Annotated in this window: 21 protein-coding genes and 1 riboswitch; of the genes, 2 read left to right on the forward strand and 19 right to left on the reverse strand. The window is 58.0% G+C overall.

The features are described from left to right. Positions 1-107 precede the first annotated feature (107 nt). The gene (locus HLUCCO03_RS17955; protein WP_027830219.1) at positions 108-839 is read left to right on the forward strand and encodes a DUF3047 domain-containing protein; all 732 of its coding nucleotides are present in this window, start codon (positions 108-110) and stop codon (positions 837-839) included. Here HLUCCO03_RS17955 and HLUCCO03_RS17960 read toward each other — a convergent pair. The 18 genes from HLUCCO03_RS17960 to mnmG form a co-directional block, all read right to left on the reverse strand. Then, positions 836-1,648 (reverse strand): ABC transporter substrate-binding protein, encoded by an 813-nt coding sequence (locus tag HLUCCO03_RS17960; RefSeq protein ID WP_051603946.1) that lies wholly within the window; start codon positions 1,646-1,648, stop codon positions 836-838. The genes HLUCCO03_RS17955 and HLUCCO03_RS17960 overlap by 4 nt on opposite strands. 141 nt (positions 1,649-1,789) lie before the next feature. Beyond that, the gene (gene nhaB / locus HLUCCO03_RS17965; RefSeq protein WP_027830220.1) at positions 1,790-3,295 is read right to left on the reverse strand and encodes a sodium/proton antiporter NhaB; all 1,506 of its coding nucleotides are present in this window, start codon (positions 3,293-3,295) and stop codon (positions 1,790-1,792) included. Positions 3,296-3,541: 246 nt separating this feature from the next. Next, on the reverse strand, positions 3,542-4,786 hold the full coding sequence (locus HLUCCO03_RS17970; protein ID WP_027830221.1) for a D-amino acid dehydrogenase: 1,245 nt from the start codon (positions 4,784-4,786) through the stop codon (positions 3,542-3,544). Between the two features lie 163 nt (positions 4,787-4,949). Further along, positions 4,950-5,038: riboswitch (glycine riboswitch) on the reverse strand. A gap of 90 nt (positions 5,039-5,128) precedes the next feature. Then, positions 5,129-6,961, reverse strand: coding sequence for a glutamine--fructose-6-phosphate transaminase (isomerizing) (gene glmS / locus HLUCCO03_RS17975; RefSeq protein ID WP_027830222.1), 1,833 nt, complete (start codon positions 6,959-6,961; stop codon positions 5,129-5,131). 49 nt (positions 6,962-7,010) lie between these two features. After that, a complete protein-coding gene (gene glmU, locus HLUCCO03_RS17980) occupies positions 7,011-8,378 on the reverse strand; it encodes a bifunctional UDP-N-acetylglucosamine diphosphorylase/glucosamine-1-phosphate N-acetyltransferase GlmU (RefSeq protein ID WP_027830223.1) in 1,368 nt (455 codons plus the stop codon). A 167-nt stretch (positions 8,379-8,545) separates the two neighbouring features. Then, positions 8,546-8,968, reverse strand: a complete 423-nt coding sequence (locus HLUCCO03_RS17985; RefSeq protein WP_027830224.1) for a F0F1 ATP synthase subunit epsilon — start codon at positions 8,966-8,968, stop codon at positions 8,546-8,548. A 36-nt stretch (positions 8,969-9,004) separates the two neighbouring features. Next, positions 9,005-10,402: a F0F1 ATP synthase subunit beta gene (gene atpD / locus HLUCCO03_RS17990; RefSeq protein ID WP_027830225.1), complete on the reverse strand. Its 1,398-nt coding sequence runs from the start codon at positions 10,400-10,402 to the stop codon at positions 9,005-9,007. Between the two features lie 53 nt (positions 10,403-10,455). Continuing rightward, on the reverse strand, positions 10,456-11,316 hold the full coding sequence (atpG, locus tag HLUCCO03_RS17995; RefSeq protein ID WP_027830226.1) for a F0F1 ATP synthase subunit gamma: 861 nt from the start codon (positions 11,314-11,316) through the stop codon (positions 10,456-10,458). Between the two features lie 68 nt (positions 11,317-11,384). Then, positions 11,385-12,929 (reverse strand): F0F1 ATP synthase subunit alpha, encoded by a 1,545-nt coding sequence (gene atpA, locus HLUCCO03_RS18000; RefSeq protein WP_027830227.1) that lies wholly within the window; start codon positions 12,927-12,929, stop codon positions 11,385-11,387. Between the two features lie 28 nt (positions 12,930-12,957). Beyond that, the gene (locus HLUCCO03_RS18005) at positions 12,958-13,494 is read right to left on the reverse strand and encodes a F0F1 ATP synthase subunit delta (protein WP_027830228.1); all 537 of its coding nucleotides are present in this window, start codon (positions 13,492-13,494) and stop codon (positions 12,958-12,960) included. Between the two features lie 12 nt (positions 13,495-13,506). Continuing rightward, a complete protein-coding gene (locus HLUCCO03_RS18010) occupies positions 13,507-13,977 on the reverse strand; it encodes a F0F1 ATP synthase subunit B (protein ID WP_027830229.1) in 471 nt (156 codons plus the stop codon). Between the two features lie 93 nt (positions 13,978-14,070). Continuing rightward, on the reverse strand, positions 14,071-14,298 hold the full coding sequence (gene atpE, locus HLUCCO03_RS18015) for a F0F1 ATP synthase subunit C (protein WP_027830230.1): 228 nt from the start codon (positions 14,296-14,298) through the stop codon (positions 14,071-14,073). A 48-nt stretch (positions 14,299-14,346) separates the two neighbouring features. Further along, entirely contained in the window at positions 14,347-15,201 is an 855-nt protein-coding gene (atpB, locus tag HLUCCO03_RS18020; protein ID WP_027830231.1) for a F0F1 ATP synthase subunit A, read from the reverse strand. Between the two features lie 15 nt (positions 15,202-15,216). Continuing rightward, positions 15,217-15,609 carry an ATP synthase subunit I gene (locus tag HLUCCO03_RS18025; protein WP_027830232.1) on the reverse strand — a complete coding sequence of 131 codons (393 nt, stop codon included), beginning with the start codon at positions 15,607-15,609 and terminating at the stop codon, positions 15,217-15,219. Positions 15,610-15,872: 263 nt separating this feature from the next. Beyond that, complete coding sequence (locus tag HLUCCO03_RS18030; protein WP_027830233.1) at positions 15,873-16,745, reverse strand: ParB/RepB/Spo0J family partition protein; 873 nt, start codon at positions 16,743-16,745, stop codon at positions 15,873-15,875. Between the two features lie 52 nt (positions 16,746-16,797). After that, positions 16,798-17,592: a ParA family protein gene (locus HLUCCO03_RS18035; protein WP_027830234.1), complete on the reverse strand. Its 795-nt coding sequence runs from the start codon at positions 17,590-17,592 to the stop codon at positions 16,798-16,800. 2 nt (positions 17,593-17,594) lie between these two features. Then, positions 17,595-18,257 (reverse strand): 16S rRNA (guanine(527)-N(7))-methyltransferase RsmG, encoded by a 663-nt coding sequence (rsmG, locus tag HLUCCO03_RS18040; RefSeq protein ID WP_027830235.1) that lies wholly within the window; start codon positions 18,255-18,257, stop codon positions 17,595-17,597. Between the two features lie 8 nt (positions 18,258-18,265). Then, positions 18,266-20,152, reverse strand: a complete 1,887-nt coding sequence (gene mnmG / locus HLUCCO03_RS18045; RefSeq protein ID WP_027830236.1) for a tRNA uridine-5-carboxymethylaminomethyl(34) synthesis enzyme MnmG — start codon at positions 20,150-20,152, stop codon at positions 18,266-18,268. Positions 20,153-20,789: 637 nt separating this feature from the next. Between mnmG and HLUCCO03_RS18050 the strand changes: the two genes are divergently transcribed. Continuing rightward, a complete protein-coding gene (locus HLUCCO03_RS18050; RefSeq protein WP_027830237.1) occupies positions 20,790-22,064 on the forward strand; it encodes an EAL domain-containing protein in 1,275 nt (424 codons plus the stop codon). Between the two features lie 9 nt (positions 22,065-22,073). On the opposite strand, the gene HLUCCO03_RS18055 is transcribed toward HLUCCO03_RS18050, so the two are convergent. After that, complete coding sequence (locus HLUCCO03_RS18055; RefSeq protein WP_027830238.1) at positions 22,074-25,223, reverse strand: efflux RND transporter permease subunit; 3,150 nt, start codon at positions 25,221-25,223, stop codon at positions 22,074-22,076. Positions 25,224-25,226: the final 3 nt, after the last annotated feature.

The raw sequence follows: 25,226 nt of genomic DNA on the forward strand, positions 1-25,226 counted from the left end.
ATCTGGTACTTAACCAAGGATATAAACACTATATACAGTTGAATCCACAACAACAAGGCACTAATTCCCTGGTTACCGGTCAGTAACCGGAACCACCGGAGGCAACCATGAACTACTCACGGATTTACCTGGCGGCCGCACTCGCATTGTTCATTGCGGCAGCACAGGCGCAGGACAACGGCACCGACCGCTCGCTGATCAGGCCGTTTTCCAGCATGGCGTCCCTGGACGATGGCTGGGAGCCGCTGGAATTCCCCAAGATCGACCGTCACAGCCGGTATCAGCTGGTGGATGACAATGGCGAGCAGGTGGTGGAGGCAACCACGGAAAACAGTGCCTCCGGGCTTATTGCGCGGGTATCCGTGGAACCCGGGGACTCGCTGATCCTGCGCTGGCGCTGGAAGGTGTCCAATGTATATGACCAGGGCAATGCCCGAAAAAAAGAAGGTGATGACTACCCTGCCCGGATCTATGTCGCCTTCGAATTCGAGCCTGAACAGGCCGGTTTCTTCGAGCGGGCCAAACGCAAGACCGTGGCCGTGGTTTTCGGGGAAGAACTGCCGGGCAACGCCCTGAACTATATCTGGGCCAACCGGTTGCCCGTTGATGAGATCGTGGCCAATCCGTTTACTGACAACACGATGATGATAGCGGTGAATTCAGGCGCAGACAGCGCCGGGGAGTGGGTCACTGTGGAGCGGGACATTGTTGCCGATTACCGGGAAGCCTTCGGCCGCAACCCACCCCGGCTGGCCGGTGTTGCCATCATGTCGGATTCCGATAACACCGGGGAGTCTGCCAGGGCCTGGTATGGCGATATCGAGTTGATCAGGCCCTAGGGAAGATCCGCCAGGCCGGGAAGCAGGAATCCCTTGCTCAAGGTCCTGGGCCGGGGAACCTCGCCCCGTTCCGCAAGCCGGAGATAGGCATCATCAAATTCCTCACGCAGATCGCTGCTTCGGGGATTAGCCAGTGAGAATATCCAGGCCGCATTCCGGGTGCGCACCGGGTACTCACGTATACCCTGGACCGGAAACTCCTCCAGGACGGCCTTTACCGGATCCTGATAATCCAGCAGATAGTCCCCCCGCCCCCGGTTCAGCATTGCCACCGCAGCCTGGTGATTGGGCGCTTCGGTCACCCTGATGCCCGGGGTACGCTCCAGGCGTTCAGCCAACCCGCCATAGGTGTACCCGGCAATCAGTATCAGGGTTTTGTTCTTGAGGTCATTGAAGTGCTGAACCGGCGGCGCGTCTTTCATGCCCCAGGCGCTGAGCTGGAAGGGCAGCGGGCTGACATAGCTCTCCAGCACTTCATCTTCAAGGGCCGGCACATCGGTAACACCGGGCCAGATATCGATTCCGCCTGTACGCAGGTAAAAATAGGCGCGGCTTACCGGCAGAAAACGGAAATCCAGATCGTAGCCGGCTTCCTCCGCTACGCGACGGGTCAGATCAATAAAAACGCCTTCCGCACGACCATTTTCAGCCTGGTATGCCAGCGGAGGCACATCCACATAACCTACCTTGAGGGTGTCACGGATTGGCTGGGCCTGCGAGGGGCCGGCAAGAGACAGGAATAGAATCAGGAAAAGAGCCAGGGAGCGGGCAGACCCTGACTGCCCGCAATGCCGAACTAAACTGTACAACCTGTTCAGAGCGCTGGCTTTTATTATCATCGCTGCCGGTGGCCGATACTTTTAAAGAATTCCTTAAAAGAGTAACAGACCTGCACAGGAATGCACTGCCTGGCTGTCGGCAGTTTCCGGCAGCGAGAACGGCTACCGGTTCTACACCAGGTTGATAACGCTGAACAGGCCCACAGCGCCCATCACGATGGTATAGGGAAATGCCATGACCACCATCCGCCCGTAGGACAGACGCACCAGCGGCGCGATGGCGGACGTCAGCAGGAACAGGAACGCGGCCTGGCCATTGGGGGTAGCAACGCTGGGCAGGTTGGTGCCGGTATTGATGGCGACAGCCAGCTCCTGGAAATGCTCGGAGTCGATACTGCCCGCATCCAGGGCCTGTTTGATCTCGCTGATATAGATTGTTGCCACGAACACGTTGTCACTGATCATCGACAGCAAGCCGTTGGCAATAAAGAACATGCCCGGTTGCTGGTCCTGCGGCAGGCTGAGAACAAAATCAATGATGGGTTTGAACAGGTGCTGTTCGTGGATTACCGCCACGATGGCGAAGAATACCACCAGCAAAGACGTGAAAGGCAGGGACTCCTGGAACGCCTTGCCGATCTGGTGCTCGTCGGTCACTCCGGTAAACGACGTGATCAGGATGATCACCAACAGGCCGATCAGCCCGACTTCTGCAAGGTGGAAGGCCAGGCCGACGACCAGCACCAGCGCCGCGAATGCCTGTACCCACAACGCAGCCTGGTCGGCCTTGGTGCGTTTGGTGCGCTCGTTGTCCGCAAACTCTTCCAGTACCTGGCGAACCGGTTTCGGCAGGCGGGCACCATAACCGAACCAGCGCAGCTTCTCCAGAAGCCAGCAGGTGGTCAGGCCGGCGGCCAGCACCGGCAGGCTCACCGGAGCCATCCTCAGGAAGAACTCGGCAAAATCCCAGCCCACCACCTTCGCAATCAGCAGGTTCTGGGGCTCCCCCACCATGGTGGCAACCCCACCCAGGGCGGTGCCGATAGCGCCGTGCATCAGCAGGCTGCGCAGAAACGCGCGAAACTTGTCCAGATCTTCCCGGTGTAATTCGATGACGTGTTCGTCGCTGTTGGCGTTGTGATCCTTGTGGTGATAACCCTTGCCGGACGCCACCTTGTGGTACACCGAATAAAAACCCACGGCAACACTGATGATCACTGCGGTAACCGTCAGCGCGTCCAGGAAAGCCGACAACAATGCTGCTGCGGCGCAGAACAGCAGCGACAGCGCCGATTTGGAACGCACCCCTACCAGTATCTGGGTGAACGTCACCAGCAACAACTCCTTCATGAAGTAGATGCCGGCCACCATGAACATCAGCAGCAGAATGACCGGGAAGTTCACCAGCACTTCGTGGTAAACCGCATCTGCCGTGGTCATACCCACCAGCAGGGCCTCGATGGCCAGCAAGCCACCGGGCAGCAGGGGATAGCACTTCAGCGCCATGGCCAGGGTAAAGATGAATTCACCCACCAGAACCCACCCGGCCACAGCCGGGCCCAGGGTCCACACAATCAGCGGGTTGGCAATCAGGAAAAGAATGATGACCTGTTTGTACCAGGCAGGTGCGTTACCCAGAAAATTGTGGGTAAAGCCGGAGAGAACAGTCGTAGGCATTGCAGGATTCTTCTGAGTAAACGGGCGAATGACATGATGTGGCAATCGGCCCATATCTTCCTTGATATTTGCGTACCCGATAATCCATCGAAGGTACCGGGTAGTTGACTATTTGGTCTTACGCGCGACAAGGAAGAGTGATCGGACGATCACCCCCAAAAAAGTTTCGTAATATTACAAAAAAACAGAGCCCGCAGCGACTCTATTTTCTTGCGCCACGACAAGAAAACAGCATTCTCGGGAGAACTAGCGACCAACGCTCACCGTGACGCCCGACGACGATGCCTCAACCGCATCGGACAACATCTCCGCCGTGATCGCCGACAGGGTCCAACCCAGGTGGCCGTGGCCGGTATTGTAGAACACCGTCGGCAGGCGACCGGGGCCAACGCGGGGCATCATATTCGGCAGCATCGGGCGCAAGCCTGCCCAGGGCACCACGCGGCGGGTACATACCCCCGGGAAGCACTGTTCCACCCAGCGGGTGAGAGGCTTGATCCGGTCATCCCGGATATCCCGGTTAAAGCCGCTGAATTCGGCGGTGCCCGCCACCCGGAAACGGTCGTCGCCCAGGCGGCTGGTGACAATCTTGGTGGCATCGTCCAGCAGGCTGACGGTGGGCGCGGATTCCCGGGAGGCCTGGTCATCCAGCTGGACGGTAATGGAATAGCCTTTGACCGGATAGATGTTGACCCGGTCACCGAGTTTGGCTGCCAGTTCACGGCTGCCAACGCCGGCACAGATCACCACGCCATCAAAGGTGTCACGGGTTTGCTCTCCGTCTTCCTCGGAGGTTACCCAGGCATGGGACTGATCCGCACTCAGTTCGGTCACCGAATGCCCGTAGCAGGTTTTGACCCCAAGACGCTCGATGGCATCCGCCAGGCCGTTGGTGAACTTGTGGATATCACCAGTGGAATCACTGTCGGTAAAAAAGCCACCGTAATAGGTGCCCGCCAGGGTGGGTTCGATGTCCCGCATTTCTGCGGGTGTGACCGGGCGCCGGTCAAGGCCGCCGGCGGCCAGCAGTTTCGATACCCTGGCAGCGTGGTCGAATCCGGCCTTGTCGCGATAGATATGGAGGATGCCCTGCTTCTTGAGGTCAAAGTCGATCCCTTCTTCCTTCGCCCATGCAAACAGGAAGTCACGGGCCGCAATGGCCAGCCGGGCCGTCTCCGTGGTGTTCGTCTCGTACTGGGGAATGGCGGCAATGAACTCGGCGAACCAGCTCAGCTTGTGCCAGGAGGGCCTGGGATTGACCAGCAGCGGCGCATCGCTGCGGAACATCCACTTCATGCCCTTGATCACCGTCTGCCAGTTGTTCCAGACCTCGGCATTGGAGGCCGACAGCTGGCCACCGTTGGCGAAGGAAGTTTCCATCGCCGCGTAACGGTGCTTCTCATAGACGGTGACATCCAGACCACGCTTGGCCAGTGAATACGCCGTGGTAATACCGGTAATACCACCGCCAATAACTGCAATACGCTTCATAGTAATCTCCAGGGGCGTCAAGGGTTTCCTCCCTGCGCACGCTGGCAGGAAGCACCCCTTCCGTCACTGGACCTGAGAGATTCACGCACCGCTTAACAGAAAGCGGCCGCTTGCTCCTTCGGTGTGCCGACCGACGCAGTCGTCGACAACTCTTCGGAAAGTATTCACGCCAGCGGTCCTTTTGCCTGAGAGTTTCCGGGGCAGTTGCTCCTTCGGCGCCGAGTGCGTCTCGGTCTCTCCCGCTTGAACGTTGAGTCTACTAATAGTGTCAGTTTGCTTTGCAGAACAGTAAATGGCAACTGTTAGGCCAGGACTGATCCAGTCCCTTGGCCTTAATCTTCGCTACTCCACCGTCACACTTTTTGCCAGGTTGCGGGGCTGGTCCACATCGGTACCCTTCAGCACCGCCACATGGTACGACAACAGCTGAAGTGGCACGGTGTAGACAATGGGCGAGGTAATCGGGTGTACCGACGGCAGCTGCATGACGTGTATACCCTCCTGTGGCTTCACGTTCGCTGCCTTGTCGGCAAATACGAACAACTCGCCACCACGGGCACGCACTTCCTCCAGGTTGGATTTCAGTTTCTCCAGCAGATCGTTATTGGGTGCTACCGTGACCACTGGCATGTCTCCGTCCACCAGAGCCAGCGGGCCGTGCTTGAGTTCCCCGGCGGGATAGGCTTCGGCGTGGATATAGGAGATCTCCTTGAGCTTCAGCGCACCTTCAAGCGCCACCGGGAACATGGCACCACGGCCCAGGAAAAGGCTGTGGAATTTATCCATGAACGATTTCGACAGTTCGGCAATTTCACCGTCCAGTGCCAGCACCTGATCCACCTGCCCGGGAATAAGGCGGATGGCTTCAACGATCTCGGTTTCCCGGGCCTCTTCAAGACCATTATGCCGGGCCAGTGCCAGGGTGAAGATCAGCAGCGCGGTCAGTTGGGTGGTGAACGCCTTGGTGGAGGCAACGCCTATTTCGGGGCCGGCCTGGGTCATGATGACCAGATCGGATTCCCGCACCAGGGAACTGCCAGGCACATTGCAAATGGCCATGGCGGCCCGGAAGCCGGCTTTCTTGGCCTGGCGCAGAGCCGCCAGGGTATCGGCGGTTTCCCCTGACTGGGAGATGCACAGGAACAGGGTGTCCGGCTGAATAACGTGTTTGCGGTAGCGGAACTCGGAGGCTACTTCCACGGAGCAGGGCACGCCTGCCAGGTCTTCGATCCAGTAACGCGCCACCATGCCGGCATGGTAACTGGTGCCGCAGGCGATGATCTGCACATGGCGCACGTTCTCCAGCAGGTTGCCGGCCTGGGTACCCAGGGCCTGCTCCAGAACCCGGGTGGTAGTAATCCGGCCTTCGGTGGTGGCCTGGATCACACGTGGCTGCTCATGGATTTCCTTGAGCATGAAGTGGCGATATTCGCCTTTTTCGGCCGCATCCGAGGCGTGCTCGAAGCGGGTGATCTCACGTTCCACCGGTTGCTTGTCCCGGTCATGTATCTCGATGCGGTCACGGCGGATATCGGCAATGTCGCCCTCTTCCAGGAACATGAACCGATCAGTGACAGGGAGCAACGCCAGCTGGTCGGAGGCGATAAAGTTCTCGCCAATACCCACACCCACCACCAGCGGGCTTCCCTCCCGGCACACCACCATGTGGTCCGGTTCGTCGGCATGGATCACCGCCAGGGCAAAGGCGCCACGCAGGTGTTCGATCGCGGAACTGACGGCCTGGTAGAGTTTGTTGTTGAGGCGATACTGTTTTTCGATCAGGTGAGCGACCACTTCGGTATCGGTCTGGGAGGTGAATTCAAAACCCTCGGCTTTCAGCTCGTCCCGCAGTTCCTGGTAATTCTCGATGATGCCATTGTGAACGATGGCCAGGCGGTCGCCGGACATGTGGGGGTGGGCATTAACCTGAGAGGGTTCACCGTGCGTAGCCCAGCGGGTATGGGCAATACCGGAAGTTCCGGTCAGGCCTTCGCCACTGATGACATCGGCCAGTGCCGCAACCTTGCCTACTTCCCGTGCCCGGTTAATGCAATGGTTGCTGTCGATCACAGCCATACCGGCGGAATCATAGCCCCGGTACTCCAGGCGGCGCAGTCCTTCCAGCAAAATGCCCTGAACGTCCCTTTCCGATACTGCACCTACAATTCCACACATAAACCTGTCACCTGTTCTGAATGTACCAAAGCCCTTTGGAGCTTCCGAGTCAGTCTTTCTTAACCGGGCGTTCCCAGTTGTTGATATTACGCTGGCGGCCGCGGGCCACAGCCAGCTCGCCCGCTTCCACATTACGGGTGATGGTGGAGCCTGCACCAACGGTGACATTGTCTGCCAGCGATACCGGCGCCACCAGTGAGGTATTGGAGCCCACAAAAACGCCGTCGCCCAATACCGTTTTATGCTTGTTCACCCCATCATAATTGCACGTAATGGTTCCTGCACCCACATTCACGTTACGCCCCAGCAGGGCATCGCCCACATAACTGAGGTGATTGATCTTGCTACCCTCGCCCACCTCGGCCTTCTTGGTTTCCACAAAGTTACCCACCTTGGTGCGGTCAGCCAGCCTGGTGCCGGGCCGCAGGCGCGCGAACGGACCGATTTGCGCGCCGCTGCCGATCAGGGCTCCGTCAATCACAGAGTTCGCTTCGACGCGGGTTCCCGGTCCAATGGTGGCATCGCGGATCACGCAGTTGGGACCAATGCTGACATTGCTGGCCAGGGAAACCTCGCCTTCAAAGACCACATTGACGTCGATCAGTACGTCCTGGCCCACGGACAGGTTGCCCCGCACATCGACCCTGGACGGATCTGCCAGCGTGGCACCCTCGGTCATCAGGCGATTGGCTTCCTGGCGCTGGTACCACCGCTCCAGCTCTGCCAGCTGCAGGCGGTTATTGACTCCCTGGACCTCGTATTCGTTGGCCGGCTGGGCCACGGAAATGGCCACACCGTTGGCCGCTGCCATGGCAATGATATCGGTAAGGTAATATTCACCCTGGGCATTGCTGTTGGATAACCGGGGCAGCCAGTCCTTAAGATGAAGGGCCGAAACCGCAAGAATGCCGGTATTCACCTCTTTGACGGCTTTCTGCTCATCGCTGGCATCTTTCTGCTCCACGATCGCCGTGACCTTGCCGGACTCATCGCGGAGAATACGGCCATAACCATCCGGATTATCCAGGGTCACCGTCAAAAGCCCCAGTGAGTCCTCACTTACCTGGGCGACGAGTGCTTCCAGGGTTTCCGGGCGGGTCAAAGGTACATCGCCGTAAAGAATCAGAACCCGGGCATCGTCTGGCAAAGCTGGCAGGGCCTGTGCCACGGCATGACCGGTACCCAGCTGCTGTTCCTGTATCGCCCATTGCACATCCGTGGCCGGTGTAACCGCTTTGACGTCATCGGCACCATGCCCGATCACACCGTGAATACCGGCCGCCCCGAGCTTACGGGCGGTATCCATCACATGGTGAAGCATGGGTTTGCCGGCAATGCGGTGCAGCACTTTGGGCAGGGCGGATTTCATGCGGGAGCCCTGGCCGGCGGCCAGAATTACAACGTGCAGGGATGTCATAGGTGTACCACGCTCCGGACTGGTGGCGAGTTTCGATGTATTGAACAAAAAAAGCCGCGTCCCTGGCAAATGACACTCCGGAAAGATTCCGGCGGGTCATCCGTTTCAGGATGCGGCTCTTGTCAGGCGAACAACTGACTGATCGCAGGCCCGGGAGTAACCGGAGGCTAGCGAACGTTCTTGCGCAGTTTCTGAATAGTGCGCAGCTGGGCGGCAGCTTCTGCCAGCTCGGCTGCGGCACGGGAGTATTCAAACTCGCCTGTCTTGTTTGCCAGTGCCTTTTCAGCTTCTTTCTGGGCTTCCAGCGCCGCGGCTTCGTCCACATCCTTGGCGCGGATAGCCGTGTCAGCCATCAGGGTCACGAGGTTGGGCTGCACTTCCAGGTAGCCACCTGAAACGTACAGAATTTCCTCTTTCCCGTCCTGCTTGATGATCCTTACCGACCCGGGCTTGAGCTCGGTCAGTAACGGAGCATGGCCGTACTGGATACCCATTTCACCCTCGGTACCGGTAGCGATAAGCATCTCTACCAGCCCGGAGTAGATCTTTTCCTCGGCACTTACGACGTCACAATGTACTGTCATAGCCATTTCTGATGCCTCTTGGGTCTGAAAGCGAAGGAAGTATTACTTCTTGGCTTCCTTCTCTTTCATTGCCTTCGCCTTCTCAATCACTTCCTCAATGCCACCGCACATGTAGAAAGCCTGCTCAGGCATATCGTCGTAATCACCGTTCAGGATACCTTCAAAGCTGGCGATGGTCTCTTTCAGAGACACATACTTACCCGGAGAACCGGTAAATACCTCGGCAACGTGGAACGGCTGGGACAGGAAACGCTCGATCTTACGGGCACGGGATACGGTCAGCTTGTCTTCTTCCGACAGCTCGTCCATACCCAGGATGGCGATGATGTCTTTCAGTTCCTTGTAACGCTGAAGAACGTTCTGTACACCACGGGCCACGTTATAGTGCTGCTCACCAATCACCAGCGGGTCCAGCTGGCGGGAAGTGGAGTCGAGGGGATCGATCGCAGGATAAATACCCTTGGAAGCGATATCACGGCTCAGTACAACGGTGGCGTCCAGGTGCGAGAAGGTGGTCGCCGGAGACGGGTCAGTCAGGTCGTCCGCCGGTACGTAGACCGCCTGGATGGACGTGATGGAACCGGTCTTGGTGGAGGTGATACGCTCCTGCAGCTCACCCATTTCCTGGGCCAGTGTGGGCTGGTAACCTACCGCGGATGGCATACGGCCCAGCAGTGCAGATACCTCGGTACCGGCCAGGGTGTAACGGTAGATGTTGTCAACGAACAACAGTACGTCACGGCCTTCGTCCCGGAACTTCTCGGCCATGGTCAGGCCGGTCAGGGCAACACGCAGACGGTTTCCGGGAGGCTCGTTCATCTGCCCGTATACCATCGCAACCTTGTCCAGAACGTTTGACTCCTTCATTTCATAGTAGAAGTCGTTACCCTCACGGGTACGCTCACCTACACCGGCGAATACGGACAGACCGGAGTGCTCTTTGGCGATGTTGTTGATCAGTTCCATCATGTTAACGGTCTTGCCAACACCGGCGCCGCCGAACAGGCCAACCTTACCACCCTTGGCGAACGGGCAGATCAGGTCGATAACCTTGATGCCTGTTTCCAGCAGGTCGGCAGATGCTGCCTGATCCGCGTAGCTGGGGGCCTTACGGTGAATCGCCCAGCGCTCTTCCTCGCCGATATCGCCCTGTTCGTCGATGGGACGGCCCAGTACGTCCATGATACGACCCAGAGTCTGGGTACCCACGGGTACTGAAATCGGCTTGCCGGTATTGTCTGCTTTCAGGCCACGCTTGAGGCCTTCGGTGCTGCCCATGGCGATGGTACGTACAATGCCGTCGCCCAGCTGCTGCTGGACTTCCAGAGTTGTCTCACCACCTTCAAGCAGCAGTGCGTCGTAAACGCCCGGAACGGAGTCACGTGGAAATTCCACGTCGATAACCGCGCCTATGATCTGAACGATATGTCCGCTACTCATGCTCGGTTCCTCGTTATCTTGATAGTCAATAAAACCAGTAGGATTGTGCCGGATCAGACCGAAGCCGCGCCGCTCACAATCTCCGAAATTTCTTGCGTAATGGCTGCCTGACGGGCCTTGTTGTACGCCAGCTGCAGTTCGTTGATGATTTCGCCAGCGTTATCTGTCGCGCTCTTCATGGCAATCATCCGCGCAGCCTGTTCGCAGGCCAGATTCTCTACCACTCCCTGATACACCTGGGATTCGATATAACGTGGTAGCAACCCATCGAGGATGGGGCGGGAATCAGGCTCGTAGATGTAATCCCACTGGTGACCGATTTCCTCATCGTCGCCTTCCGGCAGGGGCAGAAGCTGCTCTGCCAGAGGCGTCTGGGTCATGGTGTTCACGAACTCGTTGTAGATGACATAAAGGCGATCAATCCTGCCTTCTTCAAACGAGTCGAGCATGACCTTGACGTTACCAATCAGCTTCTCTGCACTCGGGGCATCACCGATGTGAGTCAGCGCTGCAACCACGTTTCCACCATAACTGCGGAAGAACGAGGCGCCTTTCTGCCCAATGGCGCAGATATCGGTCTCTACACCTTTTTCTTTCCATGCACGCATTTCACGAACGAGCAGCTTGAACGCATTGGTATTCAGACCACCACAGAGGCCCCGGTCAGAGGACACCACGATGTAACCGACACGCTTGACGTCACGCTCCTTCATGAAGGGATGCACGTAATCCTTGTTGGATTTGGCAATATGTCCGATTGCCTGGCGCATCTTTTCCGCATAGGGCCGTGTGGCCTTCATGCGCTCCTGAGCCTTACGCATTTTACTCGCAGCCACCATTTCCATGGCGCTGGTGATCTTCTGCGTGCTCTTGATGCTACCGATCTGATTACGTATTTCTTTTCCGACGGCCATAAGTCACTGCCTTTTCAAGTTAGACACTCATGTGGACCAACGGGCCCGCCGTAGCGGACCCCCCGGGTTTACCAGCTTTGAGTGGTCTTGAATTTCTCCAGAGCAGCTTTCAGGCTCGCGGCAACGTCATCATCGTACTTGCCTTCTTCACCGATCTTGTCGAGCACGTCTTTCTGTTCGGCACGCATCCAGTCAAGCAGTTGCGCCTCGAATTTAACGACGTTGTTGACTTCGACATCATCCAGGAAGCCTTCGTTAGCTGCGAACAGCACGGTACCCATTTCCGCAACGGTCATGGGGCTGTACTGGTTCTGCTTCATCAGCTCGGTTACGCGCTGACCATGCTCGAGCTGGTTCCGGGTGGCTTCGTCCAGGTCCGATGCGAACTGGGCGAATGCCGCCAATTCACGGTACTGGGCGAGGGCCAGACGGATATTACCGCCGAGCTTCTTCATGATCTTGGTCTGGGCGGAACCACCAACCCGGGATACGGAGATACCGGCGTTCATCGCCGGACGGATACCGGAGTTGAACAGGTTGGTTTCCAGGAAGATCTGACCATCGGTGATGGAAATCACGTTGGTCGGTACGAATGCAGATACGTCACCGGCCTGTGTCTCGATGATCGGCAGCGCCGTCAGGGAACCGGTCTTGCCTTTCACTTCACCGTTGGTGAACTCTTCCACGTAGTCTGCGTTGACGCGGGAAGCGCGCTCCAGCAGGCGGGAGTGCAGGTAGAATACGTCGCCCGGATAGGCTTCACGGCCCGGCGGACGGCGAAGCAGCAGGGAAATCTGGCGGTAGGCCACAGCCTGCTTGGACAAATCATCATAGATGATCAGCGCGTCTTCACCACGGTCACGGAAGTACTCACCCATGGACGTGCCTGAATACGGAGCCAGGAACTGCATCGCTGCAGGATCGGCAGCGCCGGCAGCAACCACAATGGTGTGGTCCATGGCGCCATGCTCTTCCAGCTTGCGGACCACGCCTGCAATGGAAGACTGCTTCTGGCCAACGGCCACGTAGATACACTTGATACCAGTGTTCTTCTGATTGATGATCGCGTCAATCGCAACGGCGGTCTTACCAATCTGGCGGTCACCGATGATCAGCTCACGCTGGCCACGGCCGATCGGCACCATGGTGTCAATCGCTTTAAGACCAGTCTGAACCGGCTCATCAACGGATTGACGGGCGATTACACCTGGAGCGACTTTCTCGACCGGTGCGGTCAGTGTATTGCCCAGCTCACCCTTGCCGTCGATCGGGTTACCCAGACCGTCAACAACGCGGCCCAGCAGTTCCGGACCAACCGGGACTTCCAGGATACGGCCGGTGCAACGAACTTTCTGACCTTCGGCCAGATCTTCGTAGTCACCCAGTACCACTGCACCAACGGAGTCACGCTCCAGGTTCAGTGCCATACCGTAAATGCCGTTGGTGAATTCAATCATCTCGCCGTACATAACGTCGGCCAGACCATGAATCCGCACGATACCGTCGGAAACGGAGAGGATGGTACCTTCGTTTTTTGCTTCTGAAGAGATATCGAGCTTTTCGATTCTCTTCTTGATGATGTCACTGATCTCGGATGGATTCAGTTGCTGCATGCCTTTGTCCTCAAACCTTGTGCTGAAATCAGGAGCCCACGGCGTTGGCCATTTTTGCCAACTTGCCACGAACCGAAGCGTCAATAACCAGGTCGCCCGTGCGTATAACCACCCCGCCGATCAGCGACTGATCAACCGAGGATTCAAGTTCGACCTTGCGCTCCAGTTTCCTGGACAGGGCGTCGATCAATTTCTGCTGCTGCTCAGCTGTCATTTCGAACGCTGTGCTCACCTGCATCTTCACCGTGCGCTCAAGATCAGCTCGGTAGAGGCTGAACAGCTGAGATATGGCTGGCAGCAGGGCAAGACGATTGTTTTCAGCAAGAATTGACAGGAAGTTGCTGAGCGCCTCGGGAAGCTGCTCTTCAAAACAGTCAGCGAGAAGCTCCGCCTTGCGTTGTTCAGCCAGGCCCGGTTTGGCCAGGATGACCTTCACCTGTTCGTTGGCCGCAACCTGAGCGGCGAAAGCCAGAGCCTGATCCCACAGATCAATGGCGTTCTGGTCCTGCGCAGCATCAAAAACGGCTTTCGCGTAGGGTCGGGCTAACGTAGTCAGTTCTGCCATGATGACCCTCGCTTAGAGTTCTGCGGCCAGCTTGTCCAGCATCTCGCTGTGAGCTTTGGCGTCGACAGAGCTTTCCAGGATCTTCTCGGCACCGGCAATGGCAATGGCTGCCACTTCTGCCCTCAGTGCATCACGAGCCTGAACACGCTCCTGTTGAATTTCCGCCCGGGCCTGTTCAATGATTTTCTCGCCTTCTTTGCGAGCATCATCCTTGGAGGCCTCAACGATCTGGGCGGCACGCTTGTTAGCCTGGTCGATCAGGGCTGCAGATTCTTCTTTCGCTTTCTGCAGTTCCTTGGAGGCTTTTTCCTGCGCAAGTTCCAGATCGAGGGAAGCCCGATCTGCGGCAGAGAGGCCGTCGGCAATTTTCTTCTGGCGCGCACTCATGGCCTCGGTAATCGGTGGCCATACATATTTGACGCAGAACCAGACGAAAATAGCGAAGGCAATCGTTTGCCCTATTAACGTAAGGTTTATATTCACGGCAGTGTACCTCTTGCTATTCGTTGCGTCCCGGTGTCCGTAGAGCGGGGACCGGCCTCAATGACGAGAGCGGCCCCTGGCTCTTTCGGCTGATTAACCAGCTACAACGAAGATCAGGTACATCGCGATACCAACGCCAATCATGGGAACGGCGTCCAGAAGACCTGCCATGATGAAGGCCTTGGTTTGCAGCTGGTTGCCAAGCTCTGGCTGACGGGCAGTGGACTCAAGCAGCTTGCCGCCGAGCAGACCGAAACCAATACCAGCGCCCAGGGCGCCCAGTCCGATGATCAGTGCTGCTGCAATAAATACCATTTCCATTGAAGACTCCTCAGTTTTCTCAGATAGTTAAGGGTTTATTTTCGGGTATCAGTGATCTTCGTGCGCGGCGCTGAGGTAAACCACAGCCAGCGTTGTAAAGATAAAGGCCTGCAGGGTTACTACCAGAATGTGGAAGATGGCCCAGGGCACGTTCAGCGTCCATTGAATCCACAATGGTAACAGTGCAATCAGGATGAATACGACCTCACCGGCATACATATTACCGAACAGACGCAGTGCCAGACTGACCGGCTTGATAATCAGCGCCAGCAGCTCGAGCACCAGGTTGAACGGCACCAGTGACCAGTGATTGAACGGTGTGAAGGACAGCTCCTTGGCAAAACCGCCCGGGCCTTTGACCTTGAAGCTGTAGAAAAGAATCAGCAGGAACACGCCGATTGCGATGCCGAAGGTACCGTTGGGATCGGTTGTGGGCACGATCTTGAAGTATTCCAGCCCCATTGCGTGGGCGACGGACGGTATGTAGTCCACCGGGATCAGCTTCAGGCTGTTCATCAGGAAGATCCAGACGAACATGGTCAGGGCAAGGGGAGCAATGATCGGATTCTTGCCGTGGAAGACATCCCGCACGATATTCTGTATGAACTCGACCGTCATTTCGACGAAGTTCTGCAGACCGCTGGGCGTATCCGTCGTGGCCTTCTTTGCCACCATCCGGAACAGGCCGAGGAAAAGCACGCCCATGGCGATGGACCAGCCCATGGTGTCAACGTGGATTGCCATGAAGCCCATATCCGCGGCTTCCTGGCCGGTGCGGGCCATGGTCCAGGTTGCTTCCTGCACGACGGTGCCATCGGCGCGCTCATAACCTTCCGGCAACTTGCCATAGGTCAGGTTGGTAAGGTGGTGCTTTATATACTCTACTGGGGTATCAGCTGCCATACTGCTCTCGTCCAGTCATCGCTGTGGTTTTGGCCGGATGAACCAACGCAGAAGCGGGCCCAACGCAACCATCACAGCAAAAGTGAATAACAGAGCCGGCACATGTACAGGCTCCATTAAGATGAAAACGGCCGCAAAAAAGACGGCAGTCAGGGCCAGCTTGATGGTTTCGGCCCTGAACATGTTGCCCACCACAAGGTGCGCGTGCTGTGCGCCCTCAAACCGGTACATCCGGTGAGCAAAGTATGCGTTTGGTATGACAAAAATAAGACCGCCGACAAAAGCGGAATAACCGGCCAAACGACTTTCTGTAAACCAGACAAGGCTCAGAACAACGATGAGCCCGGTTTCGATTGCCAGCCACTGCAGGAATGGCAACCGGTTTATACGCTTTCTGGTCGGGGACATGGAACCAGCCTGAAAAAAGTACCTGCGTACGTGAAACCTGCTTCCTGTCAGCCACCCTGTCCGGAGTTTATGCAAGCGCGCGAAATTATATGTGTTAACCGATGGGTGTTCAACAGAACCGACGGGAAAATTTGATGGAAAAATAACCAGTTTTCACGGCAGATGCCATCAATATCACACAAGTTGTGCTTTTCAACATTTTACATCACGACATATGGTGTTTTCGGGCCGGAGCAGTACTTTCGCACTATCGACCAATGACTCTACTTGATGTGGCCCAGGATACCATCCAACTCGTCCAGTGAGGTGTATTCTATCACCAGCTTTCCTTTTCCACGCTGGCCATGGTCGATCGATACCCGGGCACCGAGCCGCTCTGCCAGGTCATCCTGCAGGGCACGGATATTGGGGTCCAGTTCACCTCTGGCTTTCTTGCGGCCCGGAGTCTCCTGCTGTACGCGCCTGACCAGGGCTTCGGTCTGGCGAACAGACAGGGATTTGGCCACCACCTGTTTTGCCACCTGCATCTGCTGCTCCGGCTGCAGAGTCAGCATGGCGCGGCCGTGGCCCATTTCCAGATCACCATGCTCAAGCATTACCCGCACGTCTTCAGACAGGCTGATCAGCCGCAGCAGGTTGGTGATGGTGGTCCGGCTCTTGCCCACGGCTTCTGCAACCTGGGCCTGGGTGAGGCCGAATTCATCCTGCAGCCGTTGCAGCGCGAACGCTTCTTCGATCGGGTTGAGGTTTTCGCGCTGGATATTCTCGATCAGCGCCATGGCAATGGCGGCATCATCCGGAACATCACGGATGATGGCAGGAATCCGGTCCAGCTCGGCCATCTGGGTGGCACGCCAGCGGCGCTCACCGGCGATCAGCTCGAAGCGGCCCTCTGCGATGGGTCGAACAACCACCGGCTGCATCACACCCTGCTGACGGATGGAATCCGCCAGCTCCTGGAGGGCCGCCGGATCCATATCCCGGCGGGGCTGGAACCGGCCACGCTGGATCAGATCGATCGGAACTTCCCGGAGCTCACCATCGTGATCCTTCAGTTCCTGGTCCAGATTGACCCTGGAGCCCTGCAACAGAGCGCCCAGTCCGCGCTCACCCAGTCCTCGTTTCTTCGCCGCCATGGTGTTTGTCATTCTTCCCGATGAAAATTCTGAGTGCAAAGGAGGGGGTAGTTTACACGGCAACGGCCGCGGATGTCTTTTGCGAACCGTGACGGCGGACCATTTCTCCGGCCAGGGCCAGGTAGGCAATGGCGCCTTTGGAGGCCCGATCGTATTTGAGCGCGGGCATGCCGTAGCTGGGCGCTTCTGCCAGCCGTACATTCCGTGGAATCACCGCCTTGTAGACCTTGTCGCCGAAAAACTCGGTGAGCTGGCCGGAGACATCCAGGGTCAGGCTGTTGCGGGGGTCATACATGGTACGCAGGATGCCTTCCACCTGCAGGTCCGGATTCACCGTTTCCTGGATCTGTTCAACGGTGTTCATCAGCGCCGCCAGACCCTCCAGTGCGTAATATTCGCACTGCATGGGGATGAGCACGGTGTCCGCCGCAGACAGGGCATTGACCGTCAGCAGGCTCAGGGACGGCGGGCAGTCGATAAGGATGTAGTCGTAGTTTTCCCGCACCTTGTTCAGCGCCAGGCGCAGGCGGTGTTCGCGGCCGATCTCATTCATCAGCTCAACTTCGGCAGCGGTCAGATCGCCATTGGCGGGCAGGATGTCGAAACCGGAGGCTTCGGCCCGGAAGATCACCTCGGCGGCGGTTGCCCGCTTGGTGAGCATGTCATAACCGGAGCGCTTGAGGTCATTCTTGTCCACACCGCTGCCCATGGTGGCATTGCCCTGGGGGTCCATATCCACCAGCAATACCCGGCGTTTGGTTGCAGCCAGGGAAGCAGCCAGGTTCACGCAGGTGGTGGTTTTACCCACACCGCCTTTCTGATTGGTCACTGCAATCACACGCGCCATGACTAGCCTCCTGTCCTGAATTTCTGAGGGCCGGAATCCCGCCCGATCACCAGCAGATGCCGTTCCCCGTCCGAGCCGGGCACCGATAACGAGTGCCGGGACGTTATCTGCCACCCCGCTGGCAGGGCAGCCACCTCATCATCCGGAAACTGACCTTTCATGGCAAGGAACTCGCCCTCATCCGCGAGCAGATGCCCGCACCAGGCCACCAGGTTCTCCAGCGCGGTGAACGCCCGGCTGCTGATCTGCTGGTACCGGACGGCAGGATTACAGGTTTCCGCACGGCCGTGAATCACTTCCACGTTTCTCAGTCCCAGCTCCAGCACGCACTGGGTCAGAAAACGGGTCTTCTTGCTGTTGCTGTCCAGCAGGGTAAAGCGCTTGCCGGGCAGGGCGATAGCCAGGGGAATGCCCGGCAAGCCCCCACCAGCACCCACATCCAGCAAATGATCCGCAGTCACGAACGGCAGTATGCTCAGACTGTCCAGTAACTGGCGCGATACCATCTGCCCGGGTTCCCGCACAGCCGTCAGATTGTAGGCCCGGTTCCACTTGTTCAGTAGCGCCAGAAACGCCAGCAGCTGCTGCTGGCTGGCGTTATCCAGTTCCAGGTTCAGTTCAGCCAGGCCCTGAGTAAGCTGGCGTTGCCAGAGTGCATCGCTCATGGGCGCGCTCAGGCGGATTGCTTGCGCAGCAGGTCGCGCTTCTTGAGATGCACCAGCACCTGGGAAATGGCTGCCGGGGTCACGCCCTGGATCCGCGAGGCCTGGGCTACGGTTTCCGGCCGGACTTCTTTCAGTTTCTGCCGGATCTCGTTGGACAGCCCGCCGATGGCATCGAAATCGATATCGTCCGGCAGCCGGGTATTCTCGTTCCGGCGCAGGCGTTCGATTTCATCGGTCTGGCGGGAGATGTAACCCTCGTACTTGATCTCGATTTCCACCTGGTCGGCGACAACGGGATCATCCGCCACACCATCGGCCATTTGCGCGATATGGCTGTAGTTGATCTCCGGGCGTCGCAGCAGTTCTGCCAGGGTCTGGTCCCGGTTCATGGGTTGGCGCAGGAAGCTGTTGGCCGCCTCGCCACCGGGGGTACCGGGATGAATACGGGTGGTTTCAAGGCGATTGCGCTCCGCGGCGATGGCCTCACGCTTGGTATTGAAGGCCTGCCAGCGATACTCATCCACAGCCCCCAGTTTGCGGCCGGTTTCAGTCAGCCGCAGGTCGGCGTTGTCTTCCCGCAGAATCAGGCGATACTCGGCGCGGCTGGTGAACATGCGGTAGGGCTCGGAGGTGCCCATGGTAATCAGGTCATCCACCAGCACGCCCAGGTAAGCCTCATCCCGGCGGGGATACCATTCGTCTTTCTCCTGGGCCCGCAGCGCGGCATTGATGCCCGCCAGCAGCCCCTGGGCGCCAGCTTCCTCATATCCGGTGGTACCGTTGATCTGGCCGGCAAAGTACAGGCCCTGGATAAACTTGGTTTCCAGGGTGTGACGAAGGTCCTGGGGATTCAGGAAATCGTACTCGATGGCGTAACCGGGCCGGGTGATATGAGCATTCTCGAACCCGGGAATGGTGCGCACGGCTGCCAGCTGGATATCGAACGGCAGGCTGGTGGAGATGCCGTTGGGATACAGCTCATTGGTGGTCAGCCCTTCCGGCTCCACGAAAATCTGGTGCGAGTCCTTGTCCGCGAAGCGGTTGACCTTGTCCTCGATGGATGGGCAATAGCGCGGCCCGATGCCTTCGATATTGCCGGCAAACATGGGCGAGCGGTCAAAGCCGCTGCGGATGATGTCGTGGGTCTGTTCGGTGGTGCGGGTCACGTAGCAGCATACCTGCTCCGGATGCTGCTCCCGAGAGCCCAGGAACGACATCACCGGTGCCGGGTCATCGCCCCACTGTTCCTGCATCACGGAAAAATCCACGCTGCGGGCATCGATACGGGGCGGGGTACCGGTTTTCAGGCGCCCGACATTGAATGGCAGCTCACGAAGACGCTGGGCCAGCGCGTTGGCAGGGGCGTCACCGGCGCGGCCACCGGAGTGCTGCTGCATGCCAATGTGGATAACGCCACCCAGGAAAGTACCGGTGGTGAGCACCACCGTGGGTGCCCGGAAACGGATGCCGGACTGGGTCACCACACCGGTAATGCGTTCACCTTCGACAATCAGGTCGTCGGCTGCCTGCTGGAACAGGGTCAGGTTGGGCTGATTCTCGAGGATTTCCCGGATTGCCGCCTTGTACAGAACCCGGTCCGCCTGGGCACGGGTAGCTCGCACCGCCGGACCCTTGCGGGAGTTGAGCACACGGAACTGGATACCGGCCTTGTCGGTGGCCATCGCCATGGCGCCGCCCAGGGCATCGATTTCCTTCACCAGGTGGCTCTTGCCAATCCCGCCAATGGCCGGGTTACAGGACATCTGGCCCAGGGTCTCGATGTTGTGGGTCAGCAGCAAGGTTTGTGAGCCCATGCGCGCGGCCGCCAGCGCGGCTTCAGTGCCAGCATGGCCACCACCAATGACAATCACATCGAAACGGGTCGGATAATCCACAACATCACCTCGGCAAACGGGGTATTAAAAATTCTGGGCGAAAAAAGCAGCCTGAAAATCAGGGCGGGGAGTATAACGCCTCACCCGGCAAAATGCAGTCAGAATGTGCAAATTTTAACCAGACGCGAGGCCTACATGAACCCCCGACCCGATACTCAGATTCGTTCACGTGTTCCACGGCAGGTTTTACAGATAGGGGATAACCGAAATTCGACAGATTTCAGCGGCTTGTCGTTATCTTCTCACAAAAGTTTTCAAGAAAGTTATCCACATAGGCAGACCGCTGTTTCGGACACCTGAAAAAGACTTAACGTATTGTTTTAAAACATTTCATACATTTTTACTCAAAGCTTATCCGAAGGTTATCCAATTATTTATCCACAGTTTTTCAGGTGCCGGCTATCCCTCGGCCTGTACAACTGCCATACCTGTTCTGTTTCTGGGCAATCAATTGGATTCTGCCCGTTAACGGTGCAGCTTCCTTGACCCGCCAGGCCCATGATCATTTATTGACGGCTTATAGCGGGAGGATCCGCCTGTTTTATGACAACCTGGCATGAAATTCGCGAGACTCCACCACTTCCAATTGAATTTCAGCCAGCGGCAAGGACGGCGTCGTTGTTGAGGAACCCAGACCATGACCAGCGTACTTTCCTTTTCCAGGCACCGGACCTTCCAGGCCCGTCCTTCTCGGAAAAAGGACGTCTTTAACGAATTCAGATTCAACTCGGTGTATCAGCCAATTTTCAGCCCTACCCACCAGAAACTGGTAGGACTTGAAGCACTGGTGCGTGTCGCCCGGGATCACCAGATCGTCTCGCCGGTGGAACTGTTCAAAAGCGCTCACCACAGCAACCAGACCGTCGAGCTGGACAGCTATCTGCTCCACCGACACCTGGAAAGGTTTGCAGCACATCCGATACCGGCATGGCTGTTCCTGAACATCAATCCGGAGACCTGCACCCATCCCGCCTCTTCTCTGGATCGGCTGATTGAACACTGCCAGGCCTGCGGTGTTTCCCCGGACAGGGTAGTGCTGGAGCTGGTCGAAACGGCCAGTGAAAACCCTGGCGCCCTTCTGAAATTTATCGATATCGCCAAAGCCCGGGGTTTCCAGATCGCGATTGATGACTTCGGTACCGGCGATTCGAATTTCGAACGCCTGTGGCGCATGGACCCGATGATTGTGAAGCTCGATCGCAGTCTGCTGGTCAATGCCGAACAGCATCATCGTGCCCGCCAGTTACTGGAGAGCCTGGTGCGGATGATTCGTGAAAGTGGCAGCCTGGTGCTGCTGGAAGGCATCGAAAACCAGGCCCAGGCCGGGATTGCATTGGCAACCGAGGCAGATTTGCTGCAGGGATTTCTGTTGGGTATGCCGGACGCCGTCAATCAGGCCACGGTGACGCAGGGCGAAGCCGCCCTGAAATCTGTGATGAATCAGTCCAGGCAGTCCTCCCTGAAGGAAAGTTCGGAACACGAGAAGTTCTTGCGTCTGTTGAGGTTTGAAATCCTGGAGGCGTGCCACCGGTTGGCCAGGGGAGAATCCTTCACCGCCGCCTGTGAAACCACTCTCCGTATCGAAGGCGTCAAGCGCTGCTTCCTCCTCAACCGGGATGGCGTGCAGCAGGGAAACCTGGTGCTCGCCACACACGACACCGCACCCCATAACTTCAACCCGCTCTATCAATCCGCCGGTGCCTGCTGGGCCCACCGGGAGTACTTCCGTAATGCATTATCCCGGCCGCAACATATCAATGCCTCGCGGCCCTATGTAGCATTGCCGGATGCCGTTCGCACGGTGACTTTGTCAACGTCACTGACCAGCGTCGACAACCGCCAGGTGTTCTGCGTGGACCTGCACCCCGATGAAATCTTCGACGGCCAGCTCTGTTTCCCGCACACACTCTGAACACCGTTGTCAGAACCGATCCATCTCTTTTGATTGCGGGGCCGCGGCCATGCCGCGGCCACCCGCAGACTGGCCCGCCTGTTTTTCCAGTTCCAGGGCAACCGAGTTGGTGGATCTGGCAAACTTCGCCATCAGGTTATAAAGCACCGGAATAATGAACAGCGTCAGCGTCGTAGCGAACACCAGCCCGCCAAGTATGACAATACCGATGGACGCCCGGCTTTCAGCGCCCGCCCCGGTTGCCAGTACCAACGGCACCGCTCCGAACACCGTGGAGATAGTCGTCATCAGAACCGGCCGGAAGCGCAGGATGGCGCCTTCGAGAATGGCTTCCCGCACTTCATAGCCCTTGTCCCGCAACTGATTGGCAAACTCAACAATCAGTATCCCGTTCTTGGCCATCAGCCCCAACAGCATGATGATGCCGATCTGGCTGTAGATGTTCAGGGTAATGCCGGAGAAGTACAGGGCATAAAGCGCACCGGTCACCGCAAGTGGCACCGACAGCATGATGATCATGGGATGGATCCAGCTTTCAAACTGCGCCGCCAGCACCAGGAAGACAATCACGAATGCCAGGCCGAAGGTCACGTAGATAGCCGCGGACGAGTCCTGGAACTCACGGCTCAGACCCTTGTAACTCACCCTGGCCTCGGGAGGCAGATTATCCACCGCCAGACTGTTCAGGTAGTTCAGTGCCGAACCCAGGTCATAGCCGTCCGCCAGGGAGCCACTGATGACAACCGCCGGTAAACGGTCAATCCGCCGCAGGTCCGGATTGGCTCCTACTTCCTCTATATCCACCAGCGCTTCCAGGGGAATCAGGTCGCCTCCCTCCCGTGGCCGCAGGAACACGCGCCCCAGGTCGTCGGGGGTGGCCCGGTCGATATCCGACGCCTGTACGATGACATCATACTCACGGCCCCGGTCGAGATAGGTTGTCACCTGCCTGGACGCCAGCATGGTTTGCAGGGTCAGCCCCACGTCTTCCACGGTCACGTCGAGATCCGCGGCGCGTTCCCGGTCGATGGTGACGTTCAGCTCAGGCCGGGTCAGCTCGAAGTCGGTTTCCAGACTCAGGAGGTTGGGGTTTTCCTTGGCCCGCTCGACAATTTCCTCGCTCCAGGCCTGGACTGATTCATAGTCCGGGCCACCGATAACAAACTCCACCGGCTGATTGAAGCCACGCTGGCCCAGGCCCGGAGGGTTGACCGCTACGGCCCGCACCCCGGGTATGCCAGCCAGTTTGCCACGCAGCTCGCTGGTAATTTCCTGCTGCTTGATATCGCGCTCATCCCAGGGTGCCAGGCCCATAATCATGAAGGCACTGTCCGCCTCGTTGCGGAACCCGACGATGGAGAGCAGCCGGGTGGCATTGCCATCTTCCAGATAGGGCAGCAACTGTTCCTCGGCCTTGCGGACATGATGGTCGGTGTATTCCACGGTTGAACCGCGAGGCGCACTGGTGGGCATGATGATCACTCCCCGGTCTTCGGTGGGCGCCAGTTCCTGGGGCAATTGCGGGAATACCACTACCGCCATGATCAGCCCCACGACACCAAGGCCCAGCAACAAACCGGGTTGACGGAGTGAAAACCGCAACATGCGGGCATAGCCGTTGGTAAGCCCGTTAAGAACGCGTTCACTGGCGGCCCACAGGCGATGGCCTTCTTCCGTTTCCGGGCTGTGCCGCAACCACTTCGAGCACAACATGGGCGCCAGGGTTAACGCCACCAGGCTGGACACCACGACGGCGGCAGCCAGGGTAAAACCGAACTCCGCGAAAAGCCGGCCAACGTTGCCTCCCATGAAGGAAATCGGCACGAAAACCGCAATCAGGGTCAGGGTGGTGGCGATAACCGCGAATGCCACCTGTCGTGCGCCCCGGTAGGACGCCAGCAAAGGGGGTTCACCATTGTCGATCCTGCGCTGGATGTTCTCCAGCATGACAATGGCATCGTCCACCACCAGGCCAATGGCGAGAATGACCGCCAGCAGGGTGAGTACGTTAATGGAAAAGCCCAGAGCGCCCAGGCCGATGAATGCACCGATTACGGCCACGGGTATGGTCACCGCCGGAATCAGGGTGGCGCGCCAGGAGCGCAGGAACATGAAGATGACGAGAATGACCAGTGATACCGCAATGGCCAGAGTGAAGATCACTTCCTTGATCGAGGCACGGATAAAGATGGACTCGTCGTAGCTTTCGGCAATAGTGACTTCCGGAGGGAGGGAATCGCGAATCCTGTCCAGTTCCTCCCGCACCAGATCGGACACGGCCACCGTATTGGACTTGGACTGGCGAATGATGCCCATGCCGATGGCCGTCTGGCCGTTTGCCCTCAGGCGGCTGGTATCGGATTCCACGCCCATCTGTACATTGGCGACCTCACCCAGGCGCAACAGGTCGTTGCCGTCACGACGAACCACCAGATTGCGGAACTCCTCCACCTCGGACAAACGTCCCTTGGCCCGCACGGTGAAATCCCGGGTGGATGACTCCACCGAACCTGCCGGCAACTCCACGTTATTGGATCGCAGCGCCTGCTCCACTTCAGCAACGGTTATGTCCCGCGCCGCCAGCCGCTCCCGGTCAAGCCAGACCCGGATCGCGTATCGGCGCTCGCCGCCGATGCGCACATCAGCCACGCCATCGAGCACAGACAGCCGGTCAGCCAGCACCCGGTCGGCAAAATCACTGAGTTCGGCACTGTCCCAGACATCGCTGCGCAGCGTGATCCACATCATCGGACGGGCATCGGAGTCCGCCTTGCGAACAACCGGAGGATCTGCTTCCTCAGGCAGATCATTGGACACCCGGGCTACTGCGTCCCTGACATCGTTGGCGGCGATGTCCACGTTGCGGGAAGTATTGAATTCAATGGAGGTTCGGGACTCGCCCTGTTCCGTGCTTGATTCGATCGAGCGAATACCCTCTATGCCGCTGATGGCGCCCTCAACCACCTGGGTAATCTGGGTATCCACCACTTCCGCTGCCGCACCGGTGTAATCCGTGGAAATGGACACTACCGGAGGGTCGATGTCCGGGTATTCGCGCACCGGCAGACCCCGCAGGGCCGCGAGACCAAACACCAGGATCAGCAGGCTGATGACAGTGGCGAAAACCGGCCGCTTTATGGAAATGTCCGAGAGGATCATGGA

The sequence above is a fragment of the Marinobacter sp. HL-58 genome, from assembly GCF_001314605.1.
Classification (GTDB): domain Bacteria; phylum Pseudomonadota; class Gammaproteobacteria; order Pseudomonadales; family Oleiphilaceae; genus Marinobacter.